Source organism: Phenylobacterium sp., from assembly GCF_030681155.1.
Lineage (GTDB): Bacteria > Pseudomonadota > Alphaproteobacteria > Caulobacterales > Caulobacteraceae > Phenylobacterium.
The window spans coordinates 193182-208056 of sequence record NZ_JAUXXE010000030.1; the positions used below are offsets into that span (position 1 = coordinate 193182).

The window sequence follows — 14875 nt, forward strand, 5'->3', positions numbered from 1 at the left end:
GTGGCCGCCGACTGTCGGCGACGGCTGTTCCCGTCGCTAGTAGGCGAGCCGCAGGGTCATGCCGTAGGTGCGCGGCATGCCGAGGAAGGCGTTGTAGGAGCCTGTCTGCGCGACGGCGTCGAAGCCGACCTGCGTATAGTATTCGTCGAAGATGTTCTGAGCCCAGGCCTCGACCTGCCAGCTCTTGTCGTCCGGGCCGATGCCGACCCGGGCGTTGACCAGGGTGAAGCCGGGCTGGTTCTTCACCGGATCGAGGTTCGAGCCGGTGTTGTAGGACGACTGGTACTTGGCGTTGACGGCGAACCGGCCGATCAGATTGTCGGTGATCTCGTGCTCATAGGTCGCCGCGAGCGAGGCCGACCATAGCGGGGCCAGCGAAAGGCGCGAGCCAGGCAGGCGCTGGTTGCCGACCGGAACGGCCGGCGGCGGCGGCGGCGTGCCAAGAACGCTGGAGGTGCTCTTCGGGTAGTAGGTCTCGGCGTAGGTGACGCCGCTGTTGACGCTGAGGCCCTTGATCGGCGTGAACCACATGAAGTCGGCGTCGACGCCCTTGGAGATCACGGTCGGAACCGAGGTGACGTTGAAGACCAAGCCGTTGAAGCTGTTCAACTGGAAGTCTGAATAGTCCTGATAGAAGATCGTGGCGTTCAGCAGCACCGTGCGGTCGAACAGTGTGTTCTTCATGCCGATTTCGTAGGAGTCCACGATCTCGGGCTTGAAGCTGGTGTCGAGGATCGGAGCGGCGGGCTTGCCGCCCGATTGGGTCGGCTGGGCGATCCGGTCGAGGTTGAAGCCGCCGGCCTTATAGCCCCGCGCGTAGGACGCATAGGCCAGGATCTGGGGCGTGAAGCGGTAGTCAGCCTTCAGGGTGCCGGTGAGCTTTTCTTCCCTCAGGCGCTGCTTGTTGGAGCCGAGCTGCGAGAAGGCGGGGTTCTGGAAGGTCCCGCAGATGAGCGCGCCAGGAGCGCCCAGTGTCGGGACGCGCGACAGCGCGGTCAGGCAACCGATGCCGCCATCGGTATTGTTCCAGGTGGTGTCGAGGTCCTTCTTCTCCCAAGTGTAGCGGGCGCCGCCGGTCAAGGTCAGCTTGTCGGTGATCTTGAAGCTGTTGTTGGTAAAGATCGCCGCGCCGTTCTCATCTTGCTTGTAGGTGTCGTTCTGGCCTTGGCCGGCCACGAAGGTCGAACCGTTGACCGGGCGACCGGTGAACAGCGGCAGAGCGCCCCCGAACAGGCCGTTGGCGTAGTTTTCGAACTGCGTGCCGTAGACGAGGCGCGTGTGTTGGGTCAGCTCTTCGTCGGTGAAGAAGGCCCCGACCAACCAGTTCAAGCGCTCGGTGTCACCGCTCAGGCGGAACTCCTGGCTGAACTGGCGGAACTGGACGAAGCCCGGATTGGAGCTGTCGACCGGCGGGCCATAGAGCACGTCGACCAAGGTGCCGTCGGTGTCGCCGCCGCCTTGGCTTTTCCAGTCGCGAATGGCGGTGATCGAGGTGAAGCGGGCGCCGTTGAACCACGGCGTGGTCCAATCGACGGTCGCCGAGACGCCCTGATCCACGACATGCTTGAGATCATCGTGGGTGCCGAACGCGGTGTAGGCCTCCGGGTTCGGCGGATTGAGGATCGCGCCGGGCACGATCGAGTTCAGGACTGCAGTGGGGCCGGTCGCATTCTTGATCTGGACCGCGCCGCAGCAACGTTCGTTGCGGTCTGTATAGTCGGCGATGACGTTGATCTCGGCGTCGTCATTCAGCCGGAACAGCACTTGGCCGCGTGCGGTGTAGAAGTTCTGGGTGTTTGTCGGAACGCCGCCGACGACGTTGTAGATGCCGTCGCGGGCCCGTCCGGCGAGGAACAGGCGCCCAGCGATCTTGTCGGCCACGATCGGACCGGTGAGTGACAGCGAGGCGCCGACGGCGTCGTAGTTGCCGACCGTGATCTCGCTGTTCGCGCCAACCTGGAATTCAGGCCGCTTGGTCAGGATGTTGATGACCCCGGCCGAAGTGTTCTTGCCAAACAGCGTGCCTTGCGGGCCCTTCAGCACCTCGATGCGCTCCAGGTCGCCCAGATCGCCAAACGCCACCCCGTTGCGGGGGCGGTAAACGCCGTCGATGACCACGCCGACCGAGGACTCCAGGCCGACGTTGTCACCGACCGTGCCGATGCCGCGGATCCGTGCGGTCGTCGAGGTGTTGCTGCCGGTCGTCGTGACCGTCAGGCCGGGCGTGACCACGGTCAGGTCCTTGATGTCCCGGACGCCGGCGTCCTGAAGCTGTTGGGCGTTGACCGCCGTGACCACGATGGGAACGTCTTGGAGGCTTTGAGTTCGTTTTTGTGCGGTGACGACAATTTCGTCGACCGTTCGGGGGGCGTCTGGAGCGGTGGATTGCGCCTGCGCGCCCACGGCGACGAAGATCAAGGCAAGCGCGCTGGAGCCAGCCAGAATATTTTTGACGTACACGATGAAAAATCCCCGGGGTTTTTCTTGTTGCCCAAGTGTTGAGCCGTGTTTCGATGACCTGCAAGCGATCAGAACTGACAAGTCAGATAATTTTTGCGAGCTGCGGTTGTGAGCGCGCCTTCGCGCGGCTTTCCAACCACCAGGGCGAGTGGTGTCTTGTTGTTTTGACTTAAATGTCAAAATGAATGCTGTTGAAGCGGAGCTGCGAGTAGGGTGGCGTCGCCCGCGATCATCTGTTGAATGGGTCCTCCAGGTCCGGAAAGAGCACCTTGGCTCGGCCCTCCAGCGTCGGTTGGAGCCACAGCCGGTCCTCATCGGGCTCGACGCATTCGTCTTCGGCCAGCTTCCGCCGTCCTGGCACGCGGCCGATCGTCAGCCCGGCCAGGTTCGAAGCCATTTCGAACAGGCGCACGCCCACGCCGACTAGGACCTCACCGTCGATACCACCCGCGCCGCGAATCGCGGCGGCGTTCGAAAACCCGCCAAAAGTCTCGGCGTTCGCGCGTCTTCTAGCGCGGGAGCAGGGCGGCGAGAGGGCGGGGCTCCAGCGGTTGCGCGAACATGGTTAGCACCACGTTAACCATGTGCGGCCACATCTTGCCCATGGCCGTCCATGGAATCAGAGGAGTTGTCGAAGCTGCGATCCAGCGCGCGTCCAACGCCACTGGTGTCGATTTCAGCTTCCTCATGGGCACGGCCGCTCGCGAGAGCGGATACAATCCGAAGGCCAAGGCGCCAACCTCGTCAGCCGCCGGCCTCTTTCAATTTGTGGAGCAGACCTGGCTTTCGACGCTTAAGCAGCATGGAGCCAAGTACGGCTACGCCCGCTACGCCGACCTCATCACCAAGGGGGCCGATGGTCGCTATCGGGTGAACGGGGCCGAGGCGCGCAAGGCGGTGATGGACCTGCGGCTCGATCCTCACGCCGCATCACTGATGGCCGGCGAGCTGACCTCCGATCATGCATCGTACCTGAAGGGCCGGGTAGGGCGCGCGCCGACGGCCGGCGAGCTCTACGCCGCCCACTTCCTGGGGCCGCAGGGATCGGCCAAGCTGATCGAGGCGATGCGCACGCGGCCCACGGCCAGCGCCGCCAGCATTTTTCCCGATGCCGCCGGCGCGAACCGATCGATCTTCTACCGCGATGGTCGAGCCGCCACCGTGGCCGAGGTCTATGCGAACCTGACCAAGACCGGCGGCGCGGGACACGCGACAACCGGGGAGCGGAGCAGCCCCGTCGACGGGTTCATCCAGTATGCTTCGGCGCGTCAGCGGACCCTGCAGGAGGGGCAGGACGCCATGGTCGATATCATCCTGCGCGGCTCGCAGTCGGACGACGACGCCAGTTCCGGCGTCAGGATGACCGGCTCGTTGTTCACCAGCGAGATGCTGCGCGTCCTGGCTGAGGCCCGCGACAAGAACTAGGCGGCCGAGCCGGACGCCAGCATCGCCTCGATTTCCGCCGGGGCGTAACCAATCTCCGCCAGGACCTCGCGTGTGTGCTGGCCAAGGCCGGGTGCGGCCGGACGCACGGTGGCGTCCGCGCCAGGGAACCGCGCAGGAGCGGCCGGCGAGCGATAGGTGCCGCCTTGTCCATCCTCCACGTCGATCAGGGCGCCGGCCGCGGCGACCTGCGGGTCTGCGGCCACCTGGGCCGGAGTCTGCACCGGCGCCCAGACGAGATCGACCTCATCGAGCCGGCGGGCGATGTCCTCGAAGTCCAAGCCTCCGAACGCGTCGTCCAACTCCGCGACCAGGGCCACGCTATTGTCCTTGCGCAAGCGGCCGGTGGGAAAACGCTCATCCTCTAGAAGGTCCGGCCGGCCGCAGGCGGTGGCGAGCAACTGCCAATCCTTGCCCCCGCCGCGCGGATTGAGCACGAACCAATGCCCATCGCGGCTCTTGTAGAAATTCGCGGTCGGATCGAAAGGCGCGCTGCGGGGGCGGTTGGAGGCCAGCTTACCGAAAGCCAGCTGCACGGCCATGTCCGAGCCCACGGTGTAGACGCCTGTCGCGAGCAGCGAGGTCTGCACAAGGCGCCCCACGCCGGTCTTTTCCCGCTCATACACCGCCGCCAGGATAGCCGAGACCGTGGCGAGCGAGGTCGTATGGTCGCCTACGCCGGTGCGCAGGATGAAAGGATCGGTACCCTTCGGCGCGTGCATGTGCGCCACGCCCGCCCGTGACCAGAAGGCGGTGACGTCGAAGCCGGGCTTGGCGGCGTCCGGTCCATCCAGGCCGTAGCCAGTCACCACCGCATAAATCAGCCGAGGATTGGCGGCCCGCAGGGTTTCGTCATCCAACCCCGCGCGCTTCAGGGAGGCGGGCCGGACGTTGGTCAGGAAAATATCGGCCTCCGCCGCCAGGCGGGTCAGCGCTTCGCGACCCTCTGGCTTGGAGGTGTCCAGCACCACCGCACGCTTGCCGCGATTGTCCAGGCCGAAGGTGGGGTTGCCTGACAACGCGCTCTTTGCGTCGCCGAATACGTTCCGCATGGGATCGCCTTCGGGCCGCTCGACCTTGATCACCTCTGCGCCCCAGTCGGCGAGTATGCCCGCCGCTCCCGGCGCGGCGATGTAGGAGGCGAACTCAATGACCTTCAGACCCTGCAGCAGCATGCGACGTCCTCCCTTATTGTTGTTGGGAGCCACCTTGCAGGTCGCCGGCTATGGCCTCAAGGGCGCTCAGGCGACGGATCGCGCCGGCAGTTCGCTGCGCTCTGCGGCGATGGCGTCGGCCACGGCCCGTGCGACGGCCGCGACGCTGACCGGCTTGCGCAGCACGGTGTCGGCTCCGGCGTCTACGCATTCCTTGGCCTCGGCGGCGTCGCCGCCGATAACCCCGACGATCGGAACGCGGGCGATATCGACGTCGAGCGCCCGGATCGCGGCGATGCAGGCCGGTCCGTCCATATTCGGCATGCGGCCGTCGATCATCAGCAGGTCGAACTCGCAGACCTTGGCCAATTCGAGCGCGCGACGACCATCGACCGCGTGGACCACCTGGTGCCCGAGCTGCTCGACCACCGCCCGCAGCATGGCGGCGTTGAGCCCGTCATCCTCGGCGATCAAAACGCGCAGGCGGGTATGTGTCTCTGCGCCGCCGCTGGAGGCGGGCACAAGATCGAGTTCACGCTCGGGAGTGGCGGCCTGGTCATAGGGGAGTTCGAGCCGGAAGCAGGATCCGACGCCGAGTGCGCTGTGCGCGGACAGCTCGCCGCCCATCAAGCGGGCAAGCTGGCGTGATAGCGACAACCCAAGGCCTGCGCCGGACGTTCCGGCGCTCGTGCGGGCGATGCGGCTGAAAGGTTCGAAGGCGCTATCCAGTTCTTCGGCCGTCAGGCCGGGGCCGGTGTCGGCGACCTCGACGGCCAGTCGGCCGGATGCGCTGAGTTCGATGCGGGCCTCGACTCGGCCGCGCACGGTGAACTTCAGAGCGTTGCCGAGCAGGTTGGCGAGAATTTGCCTTACGCGATGGGTGTCGGCGATCGTTGCGCCGGCGTCCTGGGCGGTGAGTTCGGGCGCCACGTGCAGGGTCAGCTCAAGACCCTTCATGGCTGCGTTGGGCCGATTGAGCAGGACGAGGTCGCGCATCAAGGCGACCGCGTCGAACGGGTGGGTGTCCACCTCCAGGCGGCCGGCTTCGGCGGTTTCCGAATCAAGCGTGGTGTTGAGGACGGCGATCAGGTCGTTGGCCGCGTCGAGAGCGGCAGAGAGCTGTTCACGAGATGGCGCCGAGCGCCCATTGGCGCCGACGGCGGCGGTCAGAACGTGAGCGACGCCGGTGAGGCCGTTCCGGATCTCGTGGCTAAGCGTGGCCACCAGGTCAGACTTTGATTGGGCCAGTCGGCGGGCCTCTTCCATCTGTCCCGCGCGATCGGCGATCAGGACTTCGCGCTCGGCGGCCAGGGTGAACTGGCGACGCAGGATGCGGTTGACGATCAGTCCCAACGCCAGGGCCAGGGCGATCGCACCCCAGGCTAGATTGGCGGTCGAGGCGCTCTCAGGACGACGAAACAGGAAAAACAGAGGGCCGGCCGCAGCGGCGCCGCCAACCAGCAGCAGGCTGGGCAGCCAGGGCGAGGCGAAGAAGATAATCAGCACCGCGCCGCCCACCGCGATCATCATAAGCGGTTCGCGGGTCGGTCCCGCGCCCTCGGCGAAGGCGGCGATCTGCGCCACGGCGCTGGCCCAGATGAGGCCGCCCACCATATGGGCTTGGCCGCGACGGGTTTCGTTGGCCCTGATTTCCGGACGCTTTAGCCAGCTGACGGTCGCGTAGAAGTAGCCCCAAGCCACGGCGAAGATCGCGAAGGTCGCGGTCATCCACGCGGCGTTCGGCGCATGCGATCCAGCCCACACATAGGCGGGCAGGGTGATGGTGAATACGGCGAGGGCGTAGGGCAGCAAAGCTGCTTGCGTATCAAGGGCTTGTTGGTTGGCCGACAGCCCGCCACGGGCGTGGGACTTCTGGGTCTCAACCAACATCAACGGATCCCTCGGCGGCACAGGGGGGACTCTAACGTCGTAGGGTTGGCGAGTGGTTACGGCCCGGCAGAAATCCACAGGATAGACAGCAATCGTTCATTAAGCTTAACCGTGGAGGATGCGGGCTCGGGATCCTCGATCTCGAGTGGGGGCTAGGCAGGAATGGCGATCACGCGCTCGGCGCTGACCGACGAGGATATTCGCACCTTGGTCAAGGGTGCGACGCCGGACGAACGCGCCGCCGCGGCCCACAAGATCTGCCGCGCTTTCGAGACCAATCCATTGACCGACGACGACCGCGCTCGGGCGCAGGACATCCTTCGTGTGATGGCGCGGGATGCCGCCGATCTGGTCCGCCGCGCTTTGGCGGTGACGCTCAAGAGCTCTCCCTTGGTCCCTCACGATGTCGCCATGCGTTTGGCGCGAGATATCGACAGCATCGCCATGCCGATGTTGGAGGCCTCACCGGCCTTTACCGACGCCGACCTCGCCGAGATTGTGCGGATCGGCGGGCCAGTGCAGCAGGCGGCGATCGCCAAGCGGCCTCGGGTGTCCCAGACCCTGACGCGGGCTTTCGCCGATCACGGCGGCGAACATGCCGTGGAGGTTGTCTGCGCCAACGACAACGCCGATTTCGCCGAACAGACCCTGCAGGCCATCGTCCAGAAGTTCGAACAGTCCGAACGTGTGCTCGCCGCGGTCGCCTATCGGGCCAGCCTGCCGCTCTCGGTGACGGAAAAGCTCGTCAGCCTGGTCGGCGACGAGGTGCGCGACCATCTGCTGAACCACCACGAGATATCCGCTGAGCTGGCGCTGGAGGTGGTGGTCGGTGCGCGCGAGCGGGCGACGGTCGATCTGGTGGATCAGGCCGGCAGGACCGCGGACGTGAAGAACTTTGTCCTGCATCTGCACGCCAACGAACGGCTGACGGCCTCGCTGCTGCTGCGCGTCCTCGCGCACGGCCACATGACCTTCCTGGAGTGGGGACTGGCGGAACTGGCGAGCGTTCCGCACCATCGCACTTGGCTGATGATCCACGACGCCGGGCCGCTGGGGCTGAAGGCGATCTATGACCGGGCCGGTTTGCCCGCGCGCCTCTACGCCGCGTTCCGCGCCGGGGTCGATACCTACCACTCAATGGAGTTCGACGGCGGGACCCGTGATCGCGAGCGGTTCCAGGAGAAGATGCTGCAACGGTTCCTCACCCAGCCGGTCGTGCCGGGCCGCGACGACGTGGACTACCTGTTGGACAAGATGGACAAGCTTTCGCAGGCGGCGCGAAGCTCCAGCCGGGCGATCGCCCAAGCCTAGGGTGTCCTCGCGTCATGCTTGCGCCGCAGGGCGGTCGCTCGCAAGCTGATGACATGAGCCCTTCGCAAGACATCAAGCCCGCCGCCACCATCCTGTTGCTGCGCGACGCTCCGGCGTTCGAGGTGCTGATGGTCAAGCGCCACCATCAGATTGATTTCGCATCTGGCGCGCTGGTGTTTCCCGGCGGCAAGAGCCATGCGGGGGACCATGACCCGGCTTGGGCCGAGCACGCCCTGGGATGGTCGGAATACGATGTCGAACAGCGGGGCCTGCGTATCGCGGCGATCCGTGAAGTCTTCGAGGAGGCGGGTGTCCTGCTGGGGCAGCGCCTGGATGGCTCGGCCATCGGCGGAGAGGCTTGCCCACTCGACGTCCGCACGGCGGTGGATGCGGGAGTTGTGGCGTTCCTCGACGTCGTGCGCGATCTCGGGGTTCGGATCGACCTGAACGCCCTGACGGTCTTTGCGCGCTGGATTACGCCGCCGCTGACACCCAAGCGGTTCGACACCTGGTTCTATGTGGCCGATGCGCCCGACGACCAGCTCGCCGCTTGCGATGGCCGCGAGACGGTGGACGCTGAGTGGATCGAGCCCAGGGAAGTGCTGCGGCTGGCGGAGGCCGGCGAGCGCAAGGTGATCTTCCCCACGCGTATGAACGTTCAATTGCTGGCCGAAGCCAACAGCGCCCAGGATTGCATTGATCGGGCAAAGGCTCGGAGGTTGGTCACCGTGGAGCCGCAGATCCGCGATCGCGAGGGGGGCAAGGTGCTCGTGCTGCCGGTCGACGCCGGCTACGGCGTGGTCGAAGAGCCGCTCGATCGGGTGATGTAGCCAGGCCTAGCCGGCCGCGGCGACCTTGCGTTCCAGTTCCTCGATCAGCACGCGGCCGACCGGGTGCTCGTCAGTCTTGATGTCGTCGCGCACGGCGGCCTTGATGCCGTCGATGTGGGCGTCGACCAGCGCCATCGAGACCGTCAGGCGCTTGTCCTTGTCGTCGATAAGCCGGCAGAGCGAGGCGCCGATCCGCGTGATCAGCGGAAATTCGTAGGTCGTGCCCAGGCCCTTGAGGTCATGGGCGCGCAGATAGAGCGTTTCCATGGTTTCGACGTTGACGCCTTCGTCGCGCACGCGCTGGCGGGCGGCGTCGAGCTTGACCACCTCGTCGTTCAGCCACTGCGTGAAGTTTCCCGACAGGCTTTTGAGCGCCGCCTCAGCCTTGGCGATCGCGCTCGGGTCGATAGCGCCAAACCGGCCGCCGAGCTTCAAGCGAAGGCTGGGCGGTTGGGTGACCGGGTTCTGCTGGCTCACAACGCTCTCCTGGAACAGTCGTAAGACAGACTAGGCTCGATGCGTTAACAACGAATGGAGCCTGTAGTGTGATGTATTTAAACGGAAAACTGCTCTGCGAGCACCCGTTCCTCGAGGCTGCGACCGGCGTCGAACAGCATGTGCAAGGCAACGTCGCGATTTTCGGCGATATGGACTTCCACCACGTCCCGCACCTCGAAATTGTCGGCTACGGCGCTGACGGGGCGCTTGTCGGCCTCAAGAATTTCGAAGGTGACGCGCGCAGTATGGGCCAGTAGAGCGCCGCGCCAGCGTCGAGGCCGGAAGGCGCTGATCGGTGTCAGGGCCAGCACCTTGGCGTCGAGGGGGATGATCGGGCCGTGGGCCGACAGGTTGTAGGCCGTCGACCCCGCCGGGGTCGCGACCAGGGCGCCGTCGCAGGAAAGCTCCCCCAGTCGCACCTTGCCATCGATGGAGATGCGCAGCTTGGCGGTCTGGCGTGTCTGGCGCAGCAGCGACACCTCATTCATCGCGATCGCGCGGTGTTCCTGGCCGTGGACGTCGACCGCAAACATCGACAGCGGGTGAATGATGGCGCGCTCGGCGGCGTTGATCCGCTCCAGCAGCCCGTCCTCGCTGTACTCGTTCATAAGGAAGCCGACCGAGCCACGATTCATGCCGTAGATCGGTCGTTCGCTGCCTAGGTTCTCGTGGAGGGTCTCGAGCATGAAACCGTCCCCGCCCAGGGCGACAATGACCTGGGCCTGGTCAGGGCTGGCCTGACCATAGCGCGCGATCAACGCATCCTTGGCTTCCAGGGCCTCGGGGCGGTCGCTGGCCGTGAAGGCGAGGCGGGTTACGAAAGGCTCAGGCTTGAACATGGCCGGGCAGAAGTCCGTGAAACGCGCGATCCGTCAACCGATCAGCGCATAGCGGAAGGCGGCCCCGGCGACATCGGGGTTAAATGGGCCAAATGCGCCGTTTGCGCGGCGGGCGCCTTCCGGTCCCCCTCCAGGCCTGCCGGCGTTCAGATCGCGCACCAGCGTAAGGAGAGTAGGGAAGACGCTGCGGTCGATGCCTACCGAGGCGCAAGCGAGGGCCAGCAACTCCGGGTGATCGGAATTGACGGCGCGCTCGACCTGTTCGGGCTCGAAACGCCCCAGCATCGCCAGCCCCGCGATGAACAGCGACAGGTTCCGATCTTTTAGGGCGCGTAGCAGATAGCCGGGGCTGAGTTGGCCGGACATGTTGAGCTTCGCGACCAGGCGCTGTTCCATCTCGTCGCGTTCGCTGGGGCGCGGCTCCGCCACGATGTCGTCGGCCTCGACCGGCACGCCGCCGTGCGCCTCCTGCACCGCCAAGCCGATGGCGGCGTCGAGGGCGTCGGCGTCCAGGCGGAAACGGCCGATCAGAGAGTGCCGCAGGGCTTGGCCGACCCAGACATAGAGTTCGCGCGCAAGACCATCGGTGAGCGCCGGGTGACGCGCAAGCAGCGAGCGCATCGCCGCGATCCGCTCCGAAGCCTTCACCAGTTCCGAGAGTTCCTGAGGGCCGACTTCGGCGGTCTCGTTGCCGGCCAGGGCGGTCAGGACGGCCGGCTCGCTCTGCCGCAGGATGGCGGCGACGACAGGCCGGCCGATCCTGGGCCGTCGCGCAACCTCGATCTGGTGTTCGATGGTCGCCTCCAGCACCAGCTGGACCAGGTCTTGATCCTTCAGCACCGGGCTGATGGCGATGATCGGTCGGGCGATTTCGATGTCGTCAAAGGCCAGGACACTGACCAGGCCCGACGGGGCCCACGTCGCGCTGGCCAGTTTTTCAGAGAGCCGGCGGCGGATATCCCATTCAGCCTCGACCACGAGGTTCATGAAGATCGACTGTAGTTGCGCCTGGATTGGCGCAGACGACAAGTGTGTCTTGTCGCTTGCGCCGCACAGATCGACGACGGCGAGCAGGAGCCGCTCGCGGTCGGCTGGCGCGCGGCTACGCGCCAGATTCAGCAGTGCGTCGGTGTTGGCGGTCACGCTCAAACCCGGATCCCGGCGATCAGGCGCCTAGCTTCGAATCTACGCCTGGCGGATGAAAACATGATTACTAGCTGTTGAGCATGCGGCGCTGGTCATCGCGAACGCTTGTCGCATAGGGGGCGCGAGATGTCTGAACCGCTGATTTTGGCCCTGGACCAGGGTACGACCTCGACGCGGGCGATCCTGTTCGACGCCAAGGGAGCTCCGCTCGCCGACGCTGGTCGGCCGCTGGAGCAATTCTATCCCGAGGACGGCTGGGTCGAGCACGACGCCGAGCAAATCTTCGAGACCTCGGTCGCCGTGATGCGGGAAGCGATCGCCAAGTCAGGCCGGTCGATCGCCGACGTCGTGGCTATCGGCATCACCAACCAGCGCGAGACGGTGGTGATCTGGGACAAGACGAGCGGCGAGCCGATCTATCGCGCAATCGTCTGGCAGGATCGTCGTACCGCCGCGACGTGCGAGCGCTTGCGCGCGGCCGGCAAGGAGAGTCGGGTCACTGACATCACCGGCCTGCTGCTCGACCCCTATTTCTCGGGCACCAAGATCGCCTGGGTCCTCGACCATGTGCCCGGCGCGCGGGCGCGGGCCGAGGCAGGCGAGCTGCTGGTCGGCACCATGGACTGTTGGGTGATCTGGAAACTGACCGGCGGCACCTCGCACGTCACCGACGCCACCAACGCCTCGCGGACCCTGCTGTTCGACCTGAAGGCGCAGGCCTGGTCGGCTGAGATGCTGGAGATGCTGAACGTTCCTGGCGCGCTGATGCCCAAGGTGCTGGACTGCGCCGACGCCTTCGGCGTCACCGAGCCGGAACTGCTGGGCCGGGCGATCCCGATCTGCGGCGTCGCCGGCGATCAGCAAGCCGCACTGATGGGGCAGGGGTGTATCCGGGCCGGGGAGATGAAGGCTACCTATGGGACCGGCTGCTTCTTGCTGGTCAATACCGGCGAGCATCTGGCGCCGTCGCGCTCACGCTTGCTCACCACCGTCGCGGCTCGACTGAATGGCCGGACAACCTACGCCCTTGAGGGATCGATCTTCATCGCCGGGGCGGCCCTGCAGTGGGTGAATGAGGGGCTTAAGGTCGATGGTGGGGGCGCCGGCGTCGAGAAACTGGCTCAGACCGCGAAGGAGGATCACGGCGTCGTGCTAGTGCCGGCTTTCACCGGCCTGGGCGCGCCGTGGTGGGACGCCAATGCGCGGGGCGCGATCTTTGGCATGACCCGCGATTCCGGGATTGCGGAAATCGCACATGCCGCCTTCGACGCCTGCGCGCTCCAGACCCGGGATCTGATCGAGGCGATGCGCGCCGATGCGCCAGGCGCGTTTGGCCGGGGCGTGGAACTGCGGATCGATGGCGGCATGTCGCGCAGCGTCTGGTTTAGCCAGCGACTGGCCGACCTGACGGGAGTGGCGGTGGGCCGGGCCACTTATCTGGAGATGACCGCGCTGGGCGCTGCTCTGTTCGCCGGGATTGGCGCTGGCCTCTACGCCAACGCCGAAGAAGCGGTTGCGGCGCGACCGACCACCGAGCGTTTCGAGCCTTCGCCGGACAGCCACAGCCGCGAAGCGGCCTATGCGCGCTGGCTGGACGCGGTGGCGAGGGTCCGGACCGAGACCTAGCTCACTAGCAGCGGCGTTCGCCGACGCCGGACGGTCGCACCGACAAGGCCAAAGCCGGTGATCATCAACGCCCAGGTCCCAGGCTCAGGCACCGCGGCGAACTGTCCGCGGATCTCGCCGCCCGGGAAGGCGGTGGTGTGAAGGTTGAGGTAGGCCTGGCCGCTGTTCAAGCCGGCGAAGAGGGCGGCCTCCGCGCTCGCCGCCGTGCCGCCGCTGCCGACAACGAATGGCGAGTTGTAGGTGCTGAGCTGAGTTAGATCGAAGACGTTCATGTAGCTGCCGCTGGTGACCCCGGTTGGAAAGCCGGTGAAGCTCGGGGTCATGGTCGATACCCCCGCGTTGGCCGGCGGCGCGGCGCAGCAATGGATATGCGCCGCGGTTGTTGGCGCGGTCAGGCCCTGGAACGTCACCGATAGGGTCATGGTGTGGGCGACGATGTCGAAGGTCAGGGTCGCTTCGCCGGTCCCGGGACTGGCGTTCACCGGGTTCTCGTTCGTACCAGCGAGGGTTGTCTTGTAGACGGTGGCGGCCTCGGCGGCGCCGGCGAAAGAAAGGCCGGCGACGATGGCCAGCATCTTGATGGATTTATGGGGCATATTGACCTCCGCATTGGATTTTCAATTGCAGAACTAAGTCAAAGCTTCACCGGAAGACCGTTAGAGATTGTTTTGGGCGGCAAAAGTCATTTTACGCTCGCCAACATATTCTATTTGAAATGCAATACTCATGGCCGCCAACTCGGAGTCAACGCTGCAGTGAGGGTGGTTCAATAGCCCGGACGCTCAAACCCCGTGCTTGACGCTGGGGGCCAGCGGCGCGACGCTGATGATCAACGATCAGACAGAAGACTAAGGGAGGCCGCGATGGCCGATGGTTCGCTTGCAGGCGTGAGCTCGCTCAAGGGCAAGGTCAGCGCCGAGGAGTGGCAGGCGCGGGTCGACCTCGCCGCCCTCTACCGACTGGTGGCGCTCTATGGTTGGGACGATGCGATCTATACGCACATCTCGGCCCGCATCCCGGGGCCTGAACACCAATTCCTGATCAATCCCTACGGCATGTACTTCGGGGAGATGACCGCCTCGTCGTTGGTGAAGATCGACCTGGACGGAAACATCCTCCAGGAGACGCCGTATTTCATCAATCCAGCGGGCTTCACGATTCACTCGGCGATCCACGCGGCGCGGGAGGACGCTCATTATGTCATGCATCTGCACACCGACCAGGGCGTAGCGGTCGCATCACAGAAGGACGGCCTGCTGCCGTTGTCGCAGCACGCGCTGATCATCGGAACGATGCTGGCCTATCACGACTATGAAGGCATCGCCCTGAACCTGGACGAGCGTGAGCGTCTGGTGGCCGACATCGGTGACAAGGATGTGATGCTGCTGCGCAATCACGGTACGTTGGCGGTGGGCGAAAGCGCGGCCGATTGCTGGATCCGGATGTTCTACCTGGAGCGCGCCTGCAAACAGCAGGTCATGGCCTTGTCCGCCGGCCGGGAAAACGTCCTGTTGGCGCCCCAGGCCGCACAAGACGAAGTGAAGATGCAGTTGTCGCGTGGACTGGGCGGGAAGCTCGCCTGGGCCGGAGCTTTGCGCCAACTCGACCGAGCCTTGCCGGGCTACGACGCTTAGAGACTTGCTTCAGGATTGAGTGGGACGGGCGCCGGGTCTTCGGC

At 65.4% G+C, this 14875-nt stretch carries 12 protein-coding genes and 2 pseudogenes; 5 read left to right on the forward strand and 9 right to left on the reverse strand.

Going from position 1 to position 14875, the window contains the following annotated elements; all coding sequences use genetic code 11:
* Positions 1-36 precede the first annotated feature (36 nt).
* Complete coding sequence (locus Q8M13_RS07295) at positions 37-2460, reverse strand: TonB-dependent receptor (protein WP_305299117.1); 2424 nt, start codon at positions 2458-2460, stop codon at positions 37-39.
* Between the two features lie 229 nt (positions 2461-2689).
* Positions 2690-2872 carry a hypothetical protein gene (locus Q8M13_RS07300; RefSeq protein ID WP_305299118.1) on the reverse strand — a complete coding sequence of 61 codons (183 nt, stop codon included), beginning with the start codon at positions 2870-2872 and terminating at the stop codon, positions 2690-2692.
* 191 nt (positions 2873-3063) lie between these two features.
* Here Q8M13_RS07300 and Q8M13_RS07305 point away from each other — a divergent pair, with 191 nt between their 5' ends.
* The gene (locus tag Q8M13_RS07305; RefSeq protein ID WP_305299119.1) at positions 3064-3885 is read left to right on the forward strand and encodes a transglycosylase SLT domain-containing protein; all 822 of its coding nucleotides are present in this window, start codon (positions 3064-3066) and stop codon (positions 3883-3885) included.
* Here the strand turns inward: Q8M13_RS07305 and Q8M13_RS07310 are convergent.
* On the reverse strand, positions 3882-5078 hold the full coding sequence (locus Q8M13_RS07310; protein ID WP_305299120.1) for a CaiB/BaiF CoA-transferase family protein: 1197 nt from the start codon (positions 5076-5078) through the stop codon (positions 3882-3884). The two genes, Q8M13_RS07305 and Q8M13_RS07310, sit on opposite strands and share 4 nt — an antisense overlap.
* Positions 5079-5144: 66 nt before the next feature.
* On the reverse strand, positions 5145-6947 hold the full coding sequence (locus tag Q8M13_RS07315) for a hybrid sensor histidine kinase/response regulator (RefSeq protein WP_305299121.1): 1803 nt from the start codon (positions 6945-6947) through the stop codon (positions 5145-5147).
* A gap of 162 nt (positions 6948-7109) precedes the next feature.
* Between Q8M13_RS07315 and Q8M13_RS07320 the strand changes: the two genes are divergently transcribed.
* Together Q8M13_RS07320 and Q8M13_RS07325 are read left to right on the forward strand one after the other, a co-directional pair.
* Positions 7110-8258: a DUF2336 domain-containing protein gene (locus tag Q8M13_RS07320; protein WP_305299122.1), complete on the forward strand. Its 1149-nt coding sequence runs from the start codon at positions 7110-7112 to the stop codon at positions 8256-8258.
* 53 nt (positions 8259-8311) lie between these two features.
* The gene (locus Q8M13_RS07325) at positions 8312-9088 is read left to right on the forward strand and encodes an NUDIX hydrolase (RefSeq protein WP_305299123.1); all 777 of its coding nucleotides are present in this window, start codon (positions 8312-8314) and stop codon (positions 9086-9088) included.
* Between the two features lie 6 nt (positions 9089-9094).
* Here the strand turns inward: Q8M13_RS07325 and Q8M13_RS07330 are convergent, their stop codons facing one another.
* From Q8M13_RS07330 to Q8M13_RS07340, 3 genes are all read right to left on the reverse strand, one after another.
* Positions 9095-9565 (reverse strand): Hpt domain-containing protein, encoded by a 471-nt coding sequence (locus Q8M13_RS07330; RefSeq protein WP_305299124.1) that lies wholly within the window; start codon positions 9563-9565, stop codon positions 9095-9097.
* Between the two features lie 77 nt (positions 9566-9642).
* Entirely contained in the window at positions 9643-10425 is a 783-nt protein-coding gene (locus Q8M13_RS07335; protein WP_305299125.1) for an NAD kinase, read from the reverse strand.
* 33 nt (positions 10426-10458) lie between these two features.
* The gene (locus Q8M13_RS07340; protein ID WP_370869988.1) at positions 10459-11568 is read right to left on the reverse strand and encodes a DUF2336 domain-containing protein; all 1110 of its coding nucleotides are present in this window, start codon (positions 11566-11568) and stop codon (positions 10459-10461) included.
* A 129-nt stretch (positions 11569-11697) separates the two neighbouring features.
* Between Q8M13_RS07340 and glpK the strand changes: the two genes are divergently transcribed.
* Positions 11698-13197: a glycerol kinase GlpK gene (gene glpK, locus Q8M13_RS07345; protein ID WP_305299127.1), complete on the forward strand. Its 1500-nt coding sequence runs from the start codon at positions 11698-11700 to the stop codon at positions 13195-13197.
* On the opposite strand, the pseudogene Q8M13_RS20980 reads toward glpK, so the two are convergent.
* Both Q8M13_RS20980 and Q8M13_RS07350 read right to left on the reverse strand, forming a co-directional pair.
* A pseudogene (locus Q8M13_RS20980) lies at positions 13194-13295 on the reverse strand (PEPxxWA-CTERM sorting domain-containing protein); the annotation flags it as partial. The gene glpK and the pseudogene Q8M13_RS20980 overlap by 4 nt on opposite strands.
* A 15-nt stretch (positions 13296-13310) precedes the next feature.
* Positions 13311-13793: pseudogene (locus tag Q8M13_RS07350) on the reverse strand (CHRD domain-containing protein); the annotation flags it as partial.
* Between the two features lie 267 nt (positions 13794-14060).
* On the opposite strand from Q8M13_RS07350, the gene Q8M13_RS07355 reads away from it, so the two are divergent.
* Positions 14061-14831, forward strand: a complete 771-nt coding sequence (locus Q8M13_RS07355) for a class II aldolase/adducin family protein (protein ID WP_305299129.1) — start codon at positions 14061-14063, stop codon at positions 14829-14831.
* Positions 14832-14875: the final 44 nt, after the last annotated feature.

What these genes read in the sequence shown, in the direction of transcription:
- Q8M13_RS07305 (WP_305299119.1), top strand. Translation starts at nt 3,064, where the DNA reads ATGGCCGTCCATGGAATCAGAGGAGTTGTCGAAGCTGCGATCCAGCGC.
- Q8M13_RS07310 (WP_305299120.1), bottom strand. Translation starts at nt 5,078, where the DNA reads ATGCTGCTGCAGGGTCTGAAGGTCATTGAGTTCGCCTCCTACATCGCC.
- Q8M13_RS07315 (WP_305299121.1), bottom strand. Translation starts at nt 6,947, where the DNA reads ATGTTGGTTGAGACCCAGAAGTCCCACGCCCGTGGCGGGCTGTCGGCC.
- Q8M13_RS07320 (WP_305299122.1), top strand. Translation starts at nt 7,110, where the DNA reads ATGGCGATCACGCGCTCGGCGCTGACCGACGAGGATATTCGCACCTTG.
- Q8M13_RS07325 (WP_305299123.1), top strand. Translation starts at nt 8,312, where the DNA reads ATGAGCCCTTCGCAAGACATCAAGCCCGCCGCCACCATCCTGTTGCTG.
- Q8M13_RS07335 (WP_305299125.1), bottom strand. Translation starts at nt 10,425, where the DNA reads ATGTTCAAGCCTGAGCCTTTCGTAACCCGCCTCGCCTTCACGGCCAGC.
- glpK (WP_305299127.1), top strand. Translation starts at nt 11,698, where the DNA reads ATGTCTGAACCGCTGATTTTGGCCCTGGACCAGGGTACGACCTCGACG.
- Q8M13_RS07355 (WP_305299129.1), top strand. Translation starts at nt 14,061, where the DNA reads ATGGCCGATGGTTCGCTTGCAGGCGTGAGCTCGCTCAAGGGCAAGGTC.